Raw genomic sequence first — 19,355 nt, forward strand, 5'->3', positions numbered from 1 at the left:
AATTGTTGGACGCGACGGAAAACAGCATCGACCACAATCCGCACCACCAGGGCTTCTCGGCACCTGTCGCTACCTCTGCGCCAAAAGAGCTGCCGACGCTGGTCCATCGCTTGCGTTGGTACGGGCAAACCGAACACGCCGATCGCACCGCGTTCACGATGGTCTTGGATCATGACTTCAACGACACGCAATTAAACTATCGCGATCTCGACCATCGCGCCCGCGCGATCGCCGCTCGCATCCAAGCCCTTGGCGGCGCGGGCGAGCGCGTGCTGATCGTTCTCGACCCCGGCATGGACTACGTCAGTTCGCTGTTCGGGTGCATGTATGCCGGTGCGGTTGCGGTCCCCGTCTATCCGCCCAGCATGTTGCGACTACAACACACTCTGGGTCGGCTGCAAGCGATCATTCAAAACGCCGACGCCAAAGTGATGCTTTCCAGCCGTGAGATCATCGGTCCGCAACTCAGCCCTCTCTGGAATCTCGACAACGCCGCGGCAATCGCGGTCGATGAGTTGTCGCTGTCGGCCGCCGACGACTGGCGTCCCTCGGCACCAGCCCCCGACGAACTGGCCCTGCTGCAATACACTTCCGGTTCGACAGGGATCCCTCGCGGCGTCGCGCTGACGCACGCCAACTTGATGCACAATCTGCGAGCCCTCGTCCGGCACTACCACTTCCCCGGCGCCAAAGCGTTGCACTGGCTGCCTCCCTATCACGACATGGGGTTGATCGGCGGGATCCTGTTGCCCGCTTATGAAGGTGTCGAGACGGTCATCCTGACGCCCAAGAACTTCATCTCCAATCCGCTGCACTGGTTGCAAGCGATCGACCGCTACCAAGGGACCAGCAACGGCAGTCCCAACTTTGGATATGAGCTGTGCGTTCGCAAGATCAAGCCGGAGCAGTGCGAGGGGCTCGACCTGAGCAGCTGGAAAGTTGCGGTTTCGGGCGCCGAACCGGTTCGCGCTGCGACCGCAAAACGATTCACGGAAAAGTTCCAACCGTATGGCTTCGATCCATCCGCCTTCTCGCCCGCGATGGGGATGGCTGAAACGACAGTTATCATGACCGGCAGCCCGCTGGGTAAGATGCCGATCATGTACGAAGTCGACAGCCGCGCGCTGGCCGCTGGCCGCATCGAACAGGTTGACGCACCGGGGCCTGGCACGCAGACGTTGGTCAGTTCCGGCGAAGCGGTTTTGGGAATGGAAGTCGAAATCGTCGACCCGCAAACCTGTCGTCTGGCGGGGCCAGGCCAGGTCGCCGAGATCTGGGCGCGCAGCGGTTCGATCGCCGCAGGCTACTGGAACCAACCCGAACTAACGCAAGCCACCTTTCACGCGACGATCGCCGACACGGGCGAATCGGGCTACTTGCGGACTGGCGACTTGGGCTGCATCATCGATGGGCAATTGATCGTCACCGGGCGGATCAAGGAATTGATCATCATCGGCGGACGCAATTATTATCCGCACGACATCGAAGCGACCGTGCAATCGATCAGCGAAGCCTTTAAGCCCGATTCGGGGACGGCCTTTTCGATCGACCACGATGGGCAAGAGCAGCTGGTCGTGCTGCAAGAGGTTTGGCGGCCGGGCAAATTTGCTATCGACAACCTGCTGCCCGAAGCCTTGGAAGCGATCGCCGAAAGTCATCAGGTCACGCCCCATGCGATCGTGTTGGTGAAGTCGGGATCGTTGCCCAAAACATCCAGCGGGAAACTGCGCCGTCGCGATTGCCGGCAGATGTTCCTCGACGGTGAGCTTTCCGAAGTCCGACGCTGGCAAGCGGGCGGGTTCGCCGCAACCCAGGCGGCTGCAGAATTCGAAGCTCCCGAAACGGAGACCGAAGTCGCACTGGCATCGATCTGGAACGAACTGCTGCATGTCGATGAGATCAGTCGACACCATGACTTCTTCGATCTCGGCGGCCAGTCGCTGCTGGTTGGCCAGTTGGTCACGCGGATCGGCGAACAGTTTGGTGTCGAAATCGGACTCTCGACGCTCTTCAGCCACAGCACACTCGGCCGACTTGCCGCTGCGATCGATGAGGGGGAAGGACGCCTTAAAGACGAAGTCACGCGACGGGATCACGACGCCAAGGTGGCGCCGCTGTCGGCCGCGCAACAACGCTTCTGGTTGTTGCACGAACTGGAACAGACCAACGTGTTTTTGCATGTCCCCGTCTCGCTGCAAATCACCGGCGACGTCGACGCCGATCGATTGGAAGCCTCGCTCGCCGCGATCTGCCAGCGTCATCCGGCGCTGCGAACGATCATCGAGATGTCGGGCGATGTGCCGATGCAACGCGTGCTGGACGACGCGCCGCTGCGGCTGCAACGTTTAAACGCGTCGCCCGAAAGCGTCGCCAAAGTCCGAGCCGATTTGGTTCGCCAGCCGTTTGATTTGCAAACCGCACCGCTGATGCGAGCGGCTCTGATCGAAACCGGTCCGTCGCAATATCAGCTGGAGATCGTCCTACATCACATCGTTTGTGATGCCAGCTCGGTCGAGATCCTGTTGCGAGATCTGATCGCCGCGGCTCCGGTCGATGCAGAACAGCTGACCTATCTCGATTTCGCTCAGTGGGATCAATCCGAATCGCACATCGCACAGATCGATCAAAAGGTCGGCTATTGGCAAACGCGACTCGCCGGAATTCCCGAGCGTCTACAACTGCCGGTCGCGGAATCCGATGTGGCCGCGTCCGACGAATCGCCAGCGATCACGCGAGCCTTGGATGGTTCGCTCGCTCGCGATCTCGAAAGCGTCGCTCGCGACCATGGCACCACCGCGTCGATGGTCTACCTGGCCGCCTACCAACACGTCCTCTCGCGATACACCGGATCGTCCGATCTGCCGATCGCGATGCCGACGACCGATCGCCCCTCGTCGCAACTGGCCGCAACGGTCGGATGCTTCATGAATCCGATCATCTTCCGTGGCCAGATCGATCGCCAAGCCTCGTTCCTGCGATTGCTGCGATCGACGCGAGACCATCTGCTGCAAGATCTGGAACATGCCAACGTGCCGTTCCAACGCGTGGTCGAATCGATCGATCATCAGCGGTCGTTGGATGCGATGCCGCTGGCCCAAAACATGTTCCTGTTCCAACAGCCGCTGCATGCCAGCGACGCCCCGATCGAGATCGCTGGCGGCACGCTGCAAGCGGTCCAACCCGACTACGCCGCCGTCACGGCATACGACCTGTCGATGGTCATCCATCCGTCGTCGACGACCGAGATCACGGTGGTGCACAACGATCACATCGATCGTGCGACAGCGGAAGGCGTTCTGGATCTGATGGAAGCGACGCTGCAAGCGATCGCCGCCAATCCCGCTTGTGCGCTGATCGACTTGCCCAGTGCATCGCCGACCGATCGCAAAGCTTTCGAACAACTCAATCTCGCCACCGCCGCGGAATGCGATTCGGCAACGCTCTGCCAACGGCTAGCCGATGTCGCCGCCAATGCAGCCGATAAGATTGCGATCACCGACGACCATCGCGGACTCAGCTACAGCGCTCTCGACGCGCAATCGACAGCCTTGGCCAAGGTCTTGCGGCAACGAGGCATCGCGGCCGGGAATCTGGTTGGCGTCGACATGCAGCGATCGATCGAGATGCTTGTCGGGATGCTGGCGGTTTGGAAAGCGGGAGCGGCTTATGTGCCGTTGGATCCGGCACTGCCGCAAGAGCGACTGGCGATGATGATCGAAGACGCCGGGCTCGCGGCGATCCTCTCCGATACAACATCGATGCAGGCCGACGTTCCCGTCTGGCAGTTCGCCGAACTGAGTCGATTGGATGCGCAAGATCTGTCGCTGGACGGACCTCTGCCGACAGATCTCGCTTACGTGATCTATACATCCGGTTCGACGGGCAAACCCAAAGGAGTTGCGATCGAACATCACAGCGTCGCCAATCTGTTGAACAGCTTTGCCGCGCGTCCCGGCTTCACCGCCGACGATTCGATCTTGGCTCTAACCACGACTTCGTTTGACATCTCGGTATTGGAGCTGTTCCTGCCGCTGTGGGCCGGCGGGCACGTGCGGTTAACCGCCGATCGAGCGGCGACCGAACCGGAGTCACTGAAATCGATCCTCGAAACCGAACCGATCACTCACCTGCAGACGACGCCCTCGACACTGCGTGTCTTAATGACGACTGGTTGGACGCCCAGCCGGCAGTTGCGAGTGTTCAGCGGTGGCGAACCGTTGCCAGCCGATCTCGCGAGCCAGTTGTTGGCCAGCGGCTGCGAGCTGTGGAATGTCTATGGTCCGACCGAGACGACCGTCTGGTCGACGATCTCCCGAGTCGAAGGCGAACGCGTTTGCATTGGTCAAGCGATCGATAATACCACGATCCATCTGCTCGATCCCGAATTGCGCCCCGTTCCACGCGGCGTCTCGGGCGAGTTGTGCATCGGCGGTGCCGGCGTGGCTCGCGGCTACTGGAATCAACCCGAACTAACTCGCCAGCGATTTGTCACGCTGCCGCCGACGTCCTTCTCCGCCGACGACTCATCCACAACCGACCAGCCCTCGCCGCGCGTCTACCGGACCGGCGACCAAGTGCGAATCGACAGCCGAGGCGAACTGCACTTCTTGGCTCGCAACGACCGGCAGATCAAACTGCGCGGCTTCCGGATCGAGCTGGATGAGATCGAATCGGCGATCGAATCGGTCGCGGGAGTTCATCGCGCGGCGGTCGTCGTTCGCGGCGAAGCTGCTCAACAGCAGATCGTCGCCTTCTGCCAAACCGACGTCGATGTCGATGCGATTCGCCGATCGATCGGCGGGCGGCTGCCGCAATACATGCTGCCGTCGACGATTTGTCGGCTGCCAGCGATCCCGCAAACTCCCGCCGGCAAGACCGACTACAAAGCGTTGCCGCTGCCGAACACGGAGCCTGTGGCGGTCGCAGCGATTGCGCTGCCGCAGTCGCCGCTGGAACATGCGGTTGCCAATCTCTGGCAGGAAGTTTTGCAGACCGGACCGATCGGCCGCGACGTCAGCTTCTTCGAGCTCGGCGGCAATTCATTGCAAGCGGCCCAGCTGCTATCGCGGCTCCGCGACCAATTCGAAGCGAAGATTCCGCTGCGGCTGCTGTACGATTCGCCAACGATTGCAGCGATCGCCGAATCGATCGTGCAGGACCAGCTGCAACAGGCCGATATCGATGAAATCCGCATGCTTGAAGAACTGGAGAGCCTCTCGGACGAGGAGGTGCAACGACGACTGGGCAGCTTGGATGCCAGCGGCGACGACGCAGGTCGCGACCGCAACGACAACTTGAGCGATTCCCAATAGCGAACGAGCCCGAAACATGACCACGACAGAAACCATTCGCGACATCGACCACTTGATCCTCGGCGCCGGCCCTGCGGGGCTGCAGCTTGCCTATTTCATGGACCGCGAACAACGCGATTATCTGGTTCTCGAAGCAAACGACCGCGCCGGAGCGTTTTACGAACGGTTCCCGCGACACGGCAAGCTGATCTCGATCAATAAGGTCTACAACGGCTATACCGAGCGACGGGCCCAGCTTCGATACGACTGGAACTCGCTGTTGTGCGATGACGATGGCTTCAACTTCCAGAACTACACCGACGCCTATTACCCAAACGCACAACTGTACGCGCAATACCTGCGAGATTACGCAGCCCGCTTCGATCTGAAGATCCAGTACAACACTTGGATCAGCGACGTCAGCCGCGCCGAGGACGGAACCGACCGGTTTATCGTTCGCGATGCCGACGGGAACCTCTATCGTTCGCGAACGTTCATCGTCGCGACGGGAGTTTCCAAGCCGTACGTTCCCGAAATCCCCGGTATCGAACTGACCGAAAACTACTTCGACATGTCGATCGATCCCAAGGATTACGCCGACCAGCGGCTGTTGATCATCGGTAAGGGGAACTCCGCGTTTGAGACGGCGAACCATCTGCTCAACGCCACCCGCGTCACGCACCTGGCCAGCCCCGGGTCGATCAAGATGGCTTGGCAGTCGCACTTCTTCGGCCACCTGCGAGCTGTTAACAACGAGTTCCTGGACACCTACATTCTGAAGGGACAGAACTCCGTCCTCGACGCCAACATCGACAAGATCGAAAAGGTCGACGGGGAATACCGCGTCAACATCACGTTTACGCATGCCGAAGGACAGCGAGCGGAAATGGCTTACGATCGCGTCATCTGCTGCACCGGATTCCGCTGGGATCCCAAGTTCTTTGGCGAGAACTGCCGCCCCGATATGGCTTGCGAAGACCGTTTGCCCGCGATGACAAGCGGCTGGGAATCGACAAACATTCCCAACCTGTATTACGCCGGCACGATCATGCAGATACGCGATCTGAAGAAGACGATGTCGAACGTGCTGCACGGTTTCCGATTCAACATCAAATCGCTGTACAACATCATCGCACAGCAACACGAATCGACTCCTTATCCGTCGCACAAACTGCCCGTGGCTGCCGAACCGATCGCCGACAAGATCATCGACCGCGTCAGCAGCGACGCGGGACTGATGCACCAACCGGGATTCTTGGGCGATTGCATGGTGGTCGACCGCGAGACGGGCGAGGCGCGGTATCACGAGGGGCTGGCTGTCGATTACATCTTGGACAGCGAATTTGGCCAACAGCAAGACTATTACATCATCACGATGGAATACGGCGACTTTGAAGGGAACGTCTTCAGCCTCGAACGCGAGCCGCATCCGGAGAAGGCTTACAACGACGCCTACCTACATCCGCGGATCCGCCACATGCGCGGCAACGCATTGATCGCCGAGCATCACATCAGCGAATCTCTTGAAAATGACTGGCGGCTGAACGAACATTGCGGCAAGCGCAAGCTGATCCGCGCGATCGATTTCGTCGGCCAAGAGGATCCGACGCAGTACCAGCAGACCCATTTCCAAAAGTTGGTCTGTTTCTTCGAACGGCAGCTAGCCGTCGACACCGCGTCGGCAACCCCGATGTGCCACGAGTCGAGCAGCCCCACAGCGTGCTCCACCGCCTGCGAAGTTTCCGAAAAGGCGTAGGCACCAAAGCGCAACGCGATCAGCGCATACGAGCACGAAGCGCAGGCGAGTGACCAAGCTCCTCTCGCTTGCGCTTCGTGCTAGCATGCGAGTGCACAATTTTCACTCGATTGCGCCTCGTGCTGGTATGCGAAACGCAGCCCAGCGCCCAAGCGAGATGCTGGCCAGGGGAACGTCTGAACACTGCCATGCAATGCACTTGTCCGCAAGTGCCAGCGTAATATCGGCAATCATCGGGATAGTTTTTCAATGACCCATTCAAACTGGCTATAACCGATCGGGCAGTAGCCGCGGGGCTTCGGTATCGTAATTCTCGATAAACGAAGGAACGCCGAGTATGTCAGTGAAATGGTATTGCATGAAGCGTGGCTGGTTGGGTTCGAAACGAGTCGGCCCGATCCGCGAACCTGAATTTCTGCATCGGATCGATTCGGGGGAAATTCGTCCCGAAACACTTATCCGCTGCCTATCCAAGACACGTGGTGCTTGGGTCTTTATGAGAACGATCACGCCAGCGATGAAACGCTGGAACGAAAAACATCCCGTTGCGTAGACACTGGATAAGCGAGCAGCTCAATCTATGTAATGCAAACTCCTTCGTGTTCACAATGATTGGCTGTCGACAGTGTTGGATCGGTGCGGTGAATGTGGATGTTTTGTGATCGTCTGGCCCGAGATGTCATAGCGGACGTCACGCCAATCGATGCTTTGCGCCGTGATGCATTTCCAATAGAAGACCGGTGAGATTAGCTGGCTCAGTAAAACCCAGAACGGTAGCGCGGCGACGGACATCCACCTCCAGGACCTCCACTGCACGGCTCGACTGGCCAGCCGTCGCCGGACTCCCCATTGGCAGAGTCCCACCAATAGCGAGTTGGAGACTTCGAAGGCTGCAAGCGCCGCAAGCACCCCAATCATGTCGTTCGAGTTGGATTGCGTTCCGGCAACGATGATCAGTAACGCTGCCAAGAAGGGGACGATGATGGAGATAATGCCGTAGCCGACCGTGGCTGGCCAGCTGGGGTGATACAACTTTGCCAGTAACATTTGCCGAGGCACCCAGTCGATCACGTTGGCCAGCGTTGTCGATTCACGATTGACGATCATCGCAGTCGGCACAAACGCTTGCCGATAACCATGGTTGCGGAGCAGCCGATACAGCATGGTGTCTTCGCATAGCGTACCGGACCAGTGTTTCAGCAGATCGGCCTTGTCGATAACATCCCGGCGGATCGCAAGGCTTCCGCCCCAGGCGATTCGCAGCAGCACCATATTCACTGCGGCGGGAACATTCCATAGGTAGCGTATCATCGACCCGGGCGAGTTGGGCTGAGGCATGTACCAGCGATTCCCGGTGGCAACACCGACGCCGGGATCGGCAAGCGGTGCCGCGAGATCGGCCAGCCAATTAGGACCTGGAACCGCATCGGCATCACACAGGGCGACGATCTGGAACGACGCATCCAAGTTCCCGATCGCTTGAACCAAACTGCTGCATTTCAAGCTGCACGTCGGTGGCGGGTTTTGCAAGACTTCGATTTGCAGCCCGGCACGCCCTTCAAATTTCCGCAGCACCGACCAAGCGGGGTCTTCGTCGCTGTCGACGACCACGCAAAGCAAGTAGTTCGCATAATCTTGCGACAGCAGGCTCTGCAGGCAATCCGACAGGAAAGGGTCCGCGCCGCGAAGGCAAAGGATAATCGCAGCCTTCGGTTGGTTGGCTGTTTGCCGGTCGCAACCGCTTCGCGACATGAACCAAACAAAGCAAACCGCCGCAGTCGTCTGGATTGCAACAATCACCGCGATCAAACAATAGAGAGCGGAGACGATCGTCACAGAGCATTTTTCCTAGGAGCGGTACACGATGGTCGAAATCGCACGCCATCGTCGATGCGACCGAGCGGGATTATACTACTTCGATTTGTGATCGCAGAGGATGCTTCGAGAAGATGGCAAAGCCATTGCCTTTGACGCCGTTTGAGCGATGTATGTTGTGGAGTGATCGGGACGATTACCCATGTCTGTGCATCGGCCGTGTTCTGCTGGAAGGGCAGCTGGATCGGCAGGCATTCGAGTCGGCGCTGCTCAAGACGCTGGAATATCACTGGCTGTTGCGAGCGACCGTTTCGCATGGACGTCGGAAACGATGGATCGTTCGAGACGCAAGTCTGCCGCCGATCGAGTGGCAGCAGGGGCCAACGGGACGACCGCTTCCTCCGGCACCGCGAATCGATCTCGATCGCGAAACCGGTTTGCGGGGTGTGGTCGTTCAAGACAGCCACCGCGTCGAATTAACTCTCCAAATGCACCACGCCTGCTGCGATGGTGCTGGGTTGTTGCGTTTTTTCGAGGATTTGCTGTCCCACTACGCAACGGAGCAGTCCGGCTTTAAACCAGCGACTGCGGTACCGCCCGTCGATCCCCAGAGGCTGCAGTCTCGCGGTCGGTACGGGTTCACGATGTCAAAAGCGCTGAAGATTCTGCCTCGGCAATCGGTTGGCTTGATCGGTGCGCTACAATTCTGGCGACGCCAGCCGGAATCACTCTCTCTACCACAGACACCGGGGACGATGCGGGCCGAAGCAGTCTTCCCCTCGTCGACGACTCTCGAAGTTTCATCCCAAAATACAGTCGAGCTACGGAAAGCCGCTCGCCGCCGCAACGTCTCCCTCAACGAACTATTGGCCCGCGACTTCTTTCTTGCCCTCTGGGATTGGCAGGCAGCCTATGGCGTGCGCGAAGATCAAGCGTGGCTGCGGATGATGATTCCAATCAACATGCGAGATAAGTCGCACGCGACGCTGCCCGCGATGAATGCTGTCAGTTCGATCTTTCTGGATCGTCGCCCAGGCGACGTTGAAGATGAAACGCAGTTGTTGCACAGCATTCGCGACGAGATGGAGATCATTCGCAGATTCGATTTACGATACACTTTTTTGCTCAGCCTGTGGTTGATGCAATGGATCCCGGGAGCGCTCCGTCGCTCGGCTACCAACAACGGCCGCACGATATCGGTGATCTTCTCAAATGCAGGGAAATTGTTCCGCCGCTGCAAGCTTCCCCGAATCGACGGGTTCCATCACGCTGGCAATCTGAAAGTTCTGGACATCGACGGGCTGGCCCCCATCACTTCACAGACCGCCGCAACCCTATTTGCGTTCGAATACAACAAGCGTTTGAAGTTGAATCTCCACTTTGATCCTCGAGTCATTAGCGACGCGCAGGCGGGACAGTTGCTGCAGATATTCCTCCAGCGAACCGTCGCCACGACCGCAACCAACACCTAGCAGACGGCTGACGGATCGTCGACGGCTCCGTTTTCCTGCAGGTAGGCATAACAGGTCGACAGCAGTTGCTTGTCGGCCGGCGGGCACAAGATCCCTGATCCGGCTAACGCGTCGAGGGTTCGCTTGCAATCAAATCGCGGGTGGATTCCACGTTTGCCGCCCGACGTCAGCCGCGGCATCAGGACTTCGGTGAGAACTTCTAAGCTGGCGTCGTGATCAGATGTTTTGGCATCGATCCGTTGGCACCACTCTTCGTGCGAGATCAAATCGACTTGCGAGCCAATGCTCTGCATCCAGTTCACAAGGACTTCGTCGTTGAGCGGTTGAGGGTTGGTCAGATGAAACGTCTGGCCCAGGTTTGCGTCGTGCTGCGACAACGCCACGATCGCACGGGCGACGAAATCGACAGGCGTGATGTCCAGTTGTAACGACCGGAAGGGAGCCGCCCCGACCGACACACACGCTCGCACGATCGTGTGCAGCAGATCGTCGACGTTTGCAACGCCGGTTTCGCTGTGTCCGGTCACGTGTCCTGGGCGGTAAATGGTCACGGGCAGCCCACGTTGCCGCGCCGTTTCGATCATCTTTTCCGCGACCCATTTGGTTTGGGCGTATCCGTAGATCAAGTCTTCACAGCGAGGCAGGAGATCCGATTCCGCCACGTCGCAACCGCGGTTGGCATCGGTCCCGTGCACCATGAATGTCGAGACGTAGTGCAGCGGCTTCGTTTTGTTATGGCATGCCAAACGCAACATCTCTTGAGTGCCGACCACATTGGGGCCGTGCAACGCATCGTAGGGAAGCATTAGATTGGGGCTAGCCGCGTTGTGGTACAGCACGTCCATCTCGTCGGCCAGGCAAGAGAACGCTTCGGTCGACAGCCCCAGCTGAGGTTGAGCGATATCGCCAAGCTGGATCTTCACGCGGTCTGCCGCTCCGTTGGGGCAGAGTCGATATTTTGCCAGATTGTCGACGATCCGTTGCATCCCCGATTCGAGATCGCGTGCGCGAACCAAGCAGGTAATTTCCGAATCGGTCGTTTCCAGCAACTCGTGCAAAAGATGGGCTCCGATAAACCCGGTTGCTCCGGTCAACAGAACCTTCGCAGGCGGGTCGCTGGAATAACGCTTGGCAGCTGGCAAAACCGAATCGTCCAAGGCTGCATCTCTTTCAAAATCGATCCCTTTCGACGGCACCTCTGTTGGCGTCGGTCCCTCGCCACGCTGTGGCTCCACCGCGATCCGTTCAAGCAATTGCTGCTGCAGCAACACGCTTAGCTCACGAACGTTGACGCCGCTCAACAGACCTCCCATCGGGATGCGGATGCCGGCAGCGGTTTCGAGCCGATTGACCAATTCGACCGCCATCAACGAATCGATGCCCAGAGTGGTCAGCGAACGCGTTCGGTCGACATCTTGGTCCTGGCTTCCGAAGACTCCGGCAACCTGTTGGGCAACGAAGTCTTCAAGGAACGCAGGCCACTGATCTGCCGGCATCGCCTTGAGCTCTTCCGGTAGCGACGAACCGCAGCGGCTGCTGCCACGTTCATTCACAACGCCAGCGTAGACCGGCAGCCGGGTGAGCGCGGGGCTCAGCTTGCTCAATCGCTGCCAGTCGACGCGTGCTGCCGACAACAAAGGCACATCGCGTTGCAGAAGTTGGCCCAGCAGATCCAATGCCTTCCCCACGGGAAACGCTTGCATCCCCAGAGTATCCAGGTATTCGGCCGTCTTCTGATTCCGGTCGACAAAGCCGGCACCGAGGATGGCGCCCCAGTTCACCGTCATCGCGGGCAGGTTGCGGGCGTGGCGATAACCAGCCAACGCATCGAGAAAGCTGTTGCCGGCGTTGTAATTCGATTGCTTCGGAGCACCGATCACGGCGGAAAACGAGGAGAAACAAATGAAGTGATCGAGCGGCAATTCGAGCGTTGCCTGGTGCAGGTTCCACGCTCCGAGCATCTTGGGTTGAAGCACGCGATTAAATCGCTGCACATCCAGTTCGCTGATGAACTCATCGTCCAGCACCATCGCCGCATGCAGGACCCCTTTGAGCTCTGGCATGTCTGCTTGAATCGTATCGATCACGCGGTTGGCGGCTTCTGCGTCGGTGACATCCCCGCGGGCATCGACTACACAGATGCCTTCGTCACGCATCCTTTGGATTGCGTCGGACGACGCCTGGTCGGGGCCCGAACGACTCATCGAAACAAGATTTCTTGCACCTTGGCTGGCCATCCATTTGGCAACTTCAAAACCAAAACCTCTTGCACCGCCGGTGATCAGGTAGGTTGCGTCTGCTTTAAACAGATGTCCTTCCTGGGTGCACGGCCCAACGATGCGTCGCCCCGTTGCCGCGTCGGACGCTGGACTTTCGAACGACAGTACATTTTTGCCGATGTGTTGGCCTTGAGCCATATAGCGGAAGGCTTCTGCCGCTTCGCTGATCGGGAACTGGGTCAGCGGCAGCGGTTTGTAATCTCCCGCCGCAAAACGGTCGCTCAGTTCTCGCAGAACGTTTGCGATCTCCGCTGGCCGCTGATCGATAATTTGCGCCAGGTCGATCACATGGTACGAGATGTTGTGCTTGAGCGCAGCCAGGCCGATCTTGGAGTTCCCGTAGACATCCACTTTCCCAATTTCCAGGAAGCGGCCAAAGGGAGCCAACACCGAAAGGCTCTTCGGAACAAACTCGCCCGCCAATGAATTGAGAACCGCGTCGACTCCAGCGCCGTCGGTCAACTGCATGATCTCGTCGGCAAAGCGAACGTTCCGCGAATCCATCACGTGAGCAACGCCCATGCGTTTCAACAGTTCTCGCTTTTCGGGCGTCCCCGCCGTCGCGAAAATCTCCAGCCCCAGGTGCTGTGCAGTCTGCACGGCGGCTTGCCCGACCCCGCCGGCTGCAGCATGGATCAGGATTTTCTCACCAGCCCGCATTCGCGCGATCCGGCCGATCGCAACCTCCGCAGTCATAAACGCGGTAGGCACCGTCGCCCCTTGCGCGAAACTAAGATCCGCTGGCAGCTTGAAGACCATCCGATGATCGACGACCAGATGCGACTGGAAGCTGTAGCCCGCGATGCCACACACACGATCGCCCGGTTGAATCGAGTCGACGTTTTCGCCAACACGCTCGACGACGCCAGCAAAGTCGTCGCCAAACCACAGCAGATCGATCGAGTTGCCTGGGTACATCCCCAACGCCTTCATGACGTCGCGAAAGTTGATCCCTCCCGCCATCACTTGGACTTCGATCTCATCGGGTTGCGGGCTGCGGCGATCGGTTTCGTTGAGCGAAAGGTCTTCCAGTACACCCGGTTTTTGCATCTGCAATCGATACGCTCGGCTGGTTGGCCCGCCGGCGTTCCAATCGAATTGTCGCGTCGGTAGATCGGCAGCGTTGGCTCGATGCAAGCGGTTGACCAACCGCGACGTTCCACGCAGCGCAACTTCCGCTTCCGGTTCGGCAGCCCTCAATTCATCGACAATATTTGCGACGTCATCCGCATTGGGCTCCACGTCCAAATCGATCAATTGCCAGCCAAGGTCGAAGACTTCGCTGCGCGCCACGCGGCAAAAGCCGACCAATGGCGAGGCGGCAAGCCCGTCGACTCGATCGGTATCGGATGTCGATTGCGCACCACGGGTCAAAACGTGAACGCGGGGTTGAGGACTCAGGTTCCAATCACCCAGAGCCTGAACCAGATGCATGCAGCTCAACACTCCAACCTTTTGTGCATCCAGCAGCCGGTCGATGTCCAGTGCCGATGCGGGCGTTGAAAGTCCCCAGCCGTGAACAATCTTTTCAACGGTTCGGTCGCCCAGTCGCGCGTCGTGGAAGAGGCGTTGAAGTTCGTCGACGGAACCGTCGACAACCGTAAATTCGTTTTCGTCGGTTTGTTGGTACTCGGCACCTCGTCGCACTCGCACGACTTCCCCCAACTCACGATCCCACTGGAGGGCAAGCTCGGTCGAGACAGGATCCTCCCCAACGAACATCAAAGTGATCGCATCGCTGCTCGGTTCGACATCGTCTTGTCTTGCCATCGAATCCGCGTCGGCCGATACGGATTGCGTCTCGGGAGCGTGCGCAATGAAGACCGCCTGTTCCGCGTCATCGGCGCATTTGAACGACGCAACGTCCTGGAAGCCACTCTGCTGCAGCAGTGCTTCCCAAGCGTCGCGGCTGAGCAACGGCGAATCGCTTCGGTGCGCGTCCTGGAACGACCACCAGCCTTTCAGCAATCCGAACACGTTGTCCCAGATCGGCCTTCTTTCGACGACCTCCAGGAAGACGAACAGTCCTTCGGCCGCCAAACAAGACTTGGCGTTCGCGAGCGCTACGGACAAATCTTCCGTTGCGTGCAACACGTTAGTCGCGATCACGATGTCGAAACTGTGCGGTTCGATCCCCTGATCCTCAGCCGGTCGTTGGAGATCAAACAGCTGATAATCCATCGCAGGACAATCGTCGAATCGCTGCTTTGCATCGGCGAGAAACGCGCCGCCGATGTCGGTGAACAGATATTCAAACCGATCTGCGGGGAGCGTCTGGACAATTTGTCCCGTCAACGATCCCGTCCCGGCACCAATTTCCAGCACGCGGACGGTACGCCGCGGCGGCAGATTGGCAACGCTCTGCCCGACGACCGTTTTCAGCAATTGATTGAACGCGGGAAAGTCGCATCCCTGCGTATAAAAATGATCGACCAGGTGACTCGATCCGCCGGGGAACAATAGCTCCAGCGGATCGATCTCACCCGACATCACATCAGCCAAACGCAGGCACGACGCGGTCACCAGATCGACTTCCGCAGCAAACCGCGGATACTCTTCTGCCAGATCAGCGAGCAACTCTTTCGTGTCGCGTGTCGCCAATGTTGTGGTTGCTCGCCAGCCCGATCCATCTGCTGCGATCACACCCGCATCGGCAAGCCAGTGCAGTTGAGCCTGCAGCAACTGAGTGTGCTCTTCGACGATCCCCAACGCTTCCATCAACTGGTCGGCGGTGAAGCGATCCCCTGCCTGATATGACCAACCGAGTTGTCGCAGCGCGTTCACGATGCAAGCGAGCACGACCTGCTGCATCCGTGGCAGAAAGTCGGCATAGTAGTCGCCAAGCCCATACTGATCGACCAGGTCGGCAGCCTGCGATTCGACGGGCCGCAGCAATTCGCTGGATGAAGGGAAGTCGCATGCGCCGGTGGCTTGGGTTCCTCGAATCCGCTGCGGTTGCCACTGGAACCGATACAGGCAGTCATCGATTGGGCGAGTGACGCCAGTCCGCTGGACCTTCGCGACGCGGAAACCTTGGATCTCCGCGATCGTTTGTCCGGCGCTGTCGATCACAAAAAGATCGTATTCAAAGCAATCGGACTCGGCAGCCGTTTGAACCGCGTGAACCCAAAATTGCAGCGGCAAGCTGTTGCAGTACAAATGCACTCTGCGAATGGATTCGGGCAAGTAAAAATCGTCGCCTTGTTCAGCATCCGCTTCGGCGTACTGCGTGCCATGAGTTGCTTGCAGGCAGGCGTCTAAGATCGCCGGATGCCAGCGATATTCGGCGGCCGCCGAGGCGCCCAAACCCGAAGCGTCGACCCAGGCCAGCGATTCTCGCCGCAGCGGCGAACCATCGAATGAGGTCTCGCTAAGTGACGCTGGTTCACCATGCCTGAGATGTTGAATCAACGAGAACGCATCGCCAAATCCATACCCCGACCGATGCAGATTGTCGTACAGGTTCTCATGCGAAACAGTGCATGGCAGCCGGCTTTCGATCGCCTGCAGATTTGGCTTGGGCTGGATCGGATCGGCCGGCAGCAACACCAACCGCCCGCAGGCATTGGTTTGCCAATTCTGTTTATCGGTGGAACTGTGGATAGAAAACGACTTGGTCTGTTCTTCGAACACGACTTGAATCGTCGGCATCAGATCGGGATCGATAAACAATGCCTCCAGGCATTGCAAGTCTTCGACAACATACGCATCGCCAGGAAGCATCGCGTCGGCGACCGCAAAACCGATCTCTGCAAAACCAGCGGCCGGGAACACGATGCCATCCCAGATTTGGTGATCTCGCAAGTACGGAAAACGGTGTGGGTCGAGCGTCAATTGCCACGTCGGATTTGCCGATTGCAGACGTTTGCCCAACAGCGGGTGCAGAGGTTTGTCGAGCCTGGCAAGGTCGCGGCCTTTGTCGAGCCAGTATTCTTGGTAGGTCCAAGGATAACGGGGCTGGAGGACGAAGTTGCCCGCGCACTGATTCAAAGCCTGCCAATCGACCAAGAGCCCAGCGACATGCATCTGGGCGACGTTCTTGAGCAGCGTGGTTGTCGAATCGGTTTGGCGTGCGAGCGAATGGAATACTTGAGCGGATGCATCGAGAGATGCGAGGCACTGGGCCATCGAACTTCGAAGTGCAGGATGGGGGCCAATTTCGAGAAAGTTCCCGTGCCCGGCAGCGACCAAGGCGGCAAAGCCTTCGTCGAACAGAACCGGTTGGCGAACGTTATGCCACCAATATTGAGCGTCCATCGTCTGGCCGTCTTGTGGCCGTCCGGTGACCGTCGAAATGAAAGGGATCGTCGACGGTTGCGGATTCAGGAATTCCAACGCCTGCAGTAACGGTTCCTTGATCGCATCCATCTGGTACGTATGGAAGGCATAATCGAGTCCCAAGTCGCGGACAAATTTCCCGGCTTGTTTCAGTTGGACTTCCAGGTCAGCAACCGTCTGGGAGTCGCCGCCAATCGTGACCAACGAGGGACTGTTGACCGCGGTGACTTCCGCCGCGGCATCGCCGATCAACGCACGCGCCTCGGCCACCGTCATACCAACGGCCAACATCTTGCCCGCACCACCGGTCCCATCCTGCAACCGGCTGCGATGATAGACAAGCTGCGTCGCTTCTTCCAACGTATAGATGCCCGCACACCACGCGGCCGCAACCTCTCCCACGCTGTGACCGATCACGCTGTCGGGTGTGATCCCCCAAGTCTTCCACAGTTCAACCAAAGCGACCTGAAGCGCGAAGATCGCGGGCTGGGCAACTTGCGTGCTGTCGATCTTCGATTCGCTGGCATCGCACAACATCGCTTCCTTCAGCGACCATCCGCTGACCTGTTGGAATAGCGTGTCGATCTTTTCGATGGTTGCTGCGACGATCGGTTCGCGCGCGATTAAGTCTTGCCCCATCGTCGCCCACTGAGACCCTTGGCCTGTGAAAACGAACGCGTTGGTTCCTGGCTGCGTTTCCGCATGGCCAACCACAACACTCTCTTCCACGTCGTCACCACGCAACCACGCTCTTAGGTTGCCCGCGAGTTGTTTGGCGTCGCGACCACGCAGCACCATGCGTTGCGAGTGTTGCTCTTTGCGCGTTCCAGCTGAATAGCAGAAGTCGGCAAGTGCGGCTGAATCATCACCGCCGAACTCCTTCAACCGGCGACTGTATTGTTTTGCATAACCACGCAGCGCTTCATCGTCGCGAGCTGAAATCGGCAACAGGAAAGGTCGTGTCGCAGGGGTTTCGGAACTGGATTTGTGTTGCTTCGTTTGCGGAGCCGACTGCACCACGGCGCTGGCATTGGTGCCACCAAAACCAAACGAATTGATCGCCGCACTGATCGGTTGATCCTGCGTCGCGATCGGTTGCAATCTGTCGACGACTTTCAGTTTCAGCGAGTCAAAGGGAATCGCGGGGTTCGCCGCTTCGAAGTTGCCGCTGGGCGGAATCGTTTGGCGGTCCATGATCAAGGCAAGCTTGAACAAGCCTGCGATACCCGATGCCGGTTCCAGATGCCCGAGGTTCGTCTTGATCGACCCCAGCCAACAATCGTCCCCCGCGGCACGGCCTTTGGAGACGACCGCCCCGATCGCCGCTGCCTCGATGGGATCGCCGACCGGCGTTCCGGTTCCGTGGGCTTCGACGTAACAGACTTCATTTGGAGCAACGCCCGCTTCGTCGAGTGCCCGTCGCAACAGCTTGCTTTGTGCCGCCGAACTGGGAACCGTCATCGACGACGTGTGACCATCCTGGTTGACGACTGCCGAGCGGACGACGGCGTAGATGTGGTCGCCATTGTCGATCGCATCGGCCAGCGGTTTCAGCAAAACCATCCCCGCCCCTTCGCTGCGAACGTAGCCGTCGGCCCGATGATCAAAAGCGAAGCACTCGCCGGCGGCCGACAACATCGACGCTTTGCTGAATCCGATGCTGGCGTTGGGCGTCAGCAACGCGTTGACGCCGCCAGTCAGCGCGGCATCGCATTCACCCGACCAAATCGATCTACAAGCCATCGAAAATGCGACCAGCGCCGACGAACAAGCGGTGTCGACCGCCAGGCTGGGGCCACGCAAGTCGAACAGATAGGAGATCCGGTTGGCGACGATGCTCAGCGTTCCGCCGGTGTTCGAATGAACATCCAGATTGCCCAGGTCGTTTAATTGCAGGCTGCCGTAATCGTGACTGGAAGCTCCCACAAACACGCCAACGTTTGTGCCTCGCAAACTGCTGGGAGGAATTCCGGCATCTTCGCACGCCTCCCAAGCCACTTCGAGCATCCAGCGTTGTTGGGGATCCAAGCGAACCGCTTCGCGTCGCGAAAAACCCCAGAACGTCGCATCGAACTCTTTCAGTTGATCGACAAAGCCGCCGCGTCGCGCCGTCATGTGGCCAGCCGAATTGGGATCCTCATGGAAGTATCGATCGATGTGCCAGCGATCTCCTGGGACGTCCGAGATCGCACTGCCGCGGCGAGCCAACAGCTGCCAAAGCGAATCGGGATCTCGGATCCCACCGGGTAGACGGCATCCCAGCCCAACCAAGGCCAACGGTTGACGCTGCGTCGTCTGATTCCTTTGCGTCATCGCCAAGCATCCTATTTCGTTCACGATATCCATTTGTGCTGGCGAGCATATCACCACTTCTTGACTCACCATACCAAAACAGCTCGGTTTTGAGAGCAAGTCGCGACACAACTTTTTGGGCGGTCCGGCGGCCCAGCCCCCCCCTTTTTGC

General features: G+C 58.7%; 6 protein-coding genes. 4 read left to right on the forward strand and 2 right to left on the reverse strand.

The genetic code is table 11. The annotated features are described in order from the left end of the window. The first annotated feature begins 2 nt into the window (after nt 1–2). The 3 genes from Poly24_RS25180 (at nt 3) to Poly24_RS25190 (ending at nt 7,600) form a co-directional block, all read left to right on the forward strand. Complete coding sequence (locus Poly24_RS25180; RefSeq protein ID WP_145102082.1) at nt 3–5,312, forward strand: non-ribosomal peptide synthetase; 5,310 nt, start codon at nt 3–5, stop codon at nt 5,310–5,312. A 16-nt stretch (nt 5,313–5,328) separates the two neighbouring features. Further along, nucleotides 5,329–7,047 carry an NAD(P)-binding domain-containing protein gene (locus tag Poly24_RS25185; protein WP_145102084.1) on the forward strand — a complete coding sequence of 573 codons (1,719 nt, stop codon included), beginning with the start codon at nt 5,329–5,331 and terminating at the stop codon, nt 7,045–7,047. Nucleotides 7,048–7,384: 337 nt separating this feature from the next. Beyond that, entirely contained in the window at nt 7,385–7,600 is a 216-nt protein-coding gene (locus Poly24_RS25190; RefSeq protein ID WP_231753344.1) for a DUF4339 domain-containing protein, read from the forward strand. A gap of 50 nt (nt 7,601–7,650) precedes the next feature. On the opposite strand, the gene Poly24_RS25195 is transcribed toward Poly24_RS25190, so the two are convergent. Further along, nucleotides 7,651–8,883: a glycosyltransferase gene (locus Poly24_RS25195; protein WP_231753345.1), complete on the reverse strand. Its 1,233-nt coding sequence runs from the start codon at nt 8,881–8,883 to the stop codon at nt 7,651–7,653. A 113-nt stretch (nt 8,884–8,996) separates the two neighbouring features. Here Poly24_RS25195 and Poly24_RS25200 point away from each other — a divergent pair, with 113 nt between their 5' ends. Further along, nucleotides 8,997–10,334 carry a hypothetical protein gene (locus Poly24_RS25200; RefSeq protein WP_145102086.1) on the forward strand — a complete coding sequence of 446 codons (1,338 nt, stop codon included), beginning with the start codon at nt 8,997–8,999 and terminating at the stop codon, nt 10,332–10,334. Here Poly24_RS25200 and Poly24_RS25205 read toward each other — a convergent pair. Then, nucleotides 10,331–19,204 carry a type I polyketide synthase gene (locus tag Poly24_RS25205; RefSeq protein ID WP_197452163.1) on the reverse strand — a complete coding sequence of 2,958 codons (8,874 nt, stop codon included), beginning with the start codon at nt 19,202–19,204 and terminating at the stop codon, nt 10,331–10,333. The genes Poly24_RS25200 and Poly24_RS25205 overlap by 4 nt on opposite strands. Nucleotides 19,205–19,355: the final 151 nt, after the last annotated feature.

The organism is Rosistilla carotiformis, from assembly GCF_007753095.1.
Classification (GTDB): domain Bacteria; phylum Planctomycetota; class Planctomycetia; order Pirellulales; family Pirellulaceae; genus Rosistilla; species Rosistilla carotiformis.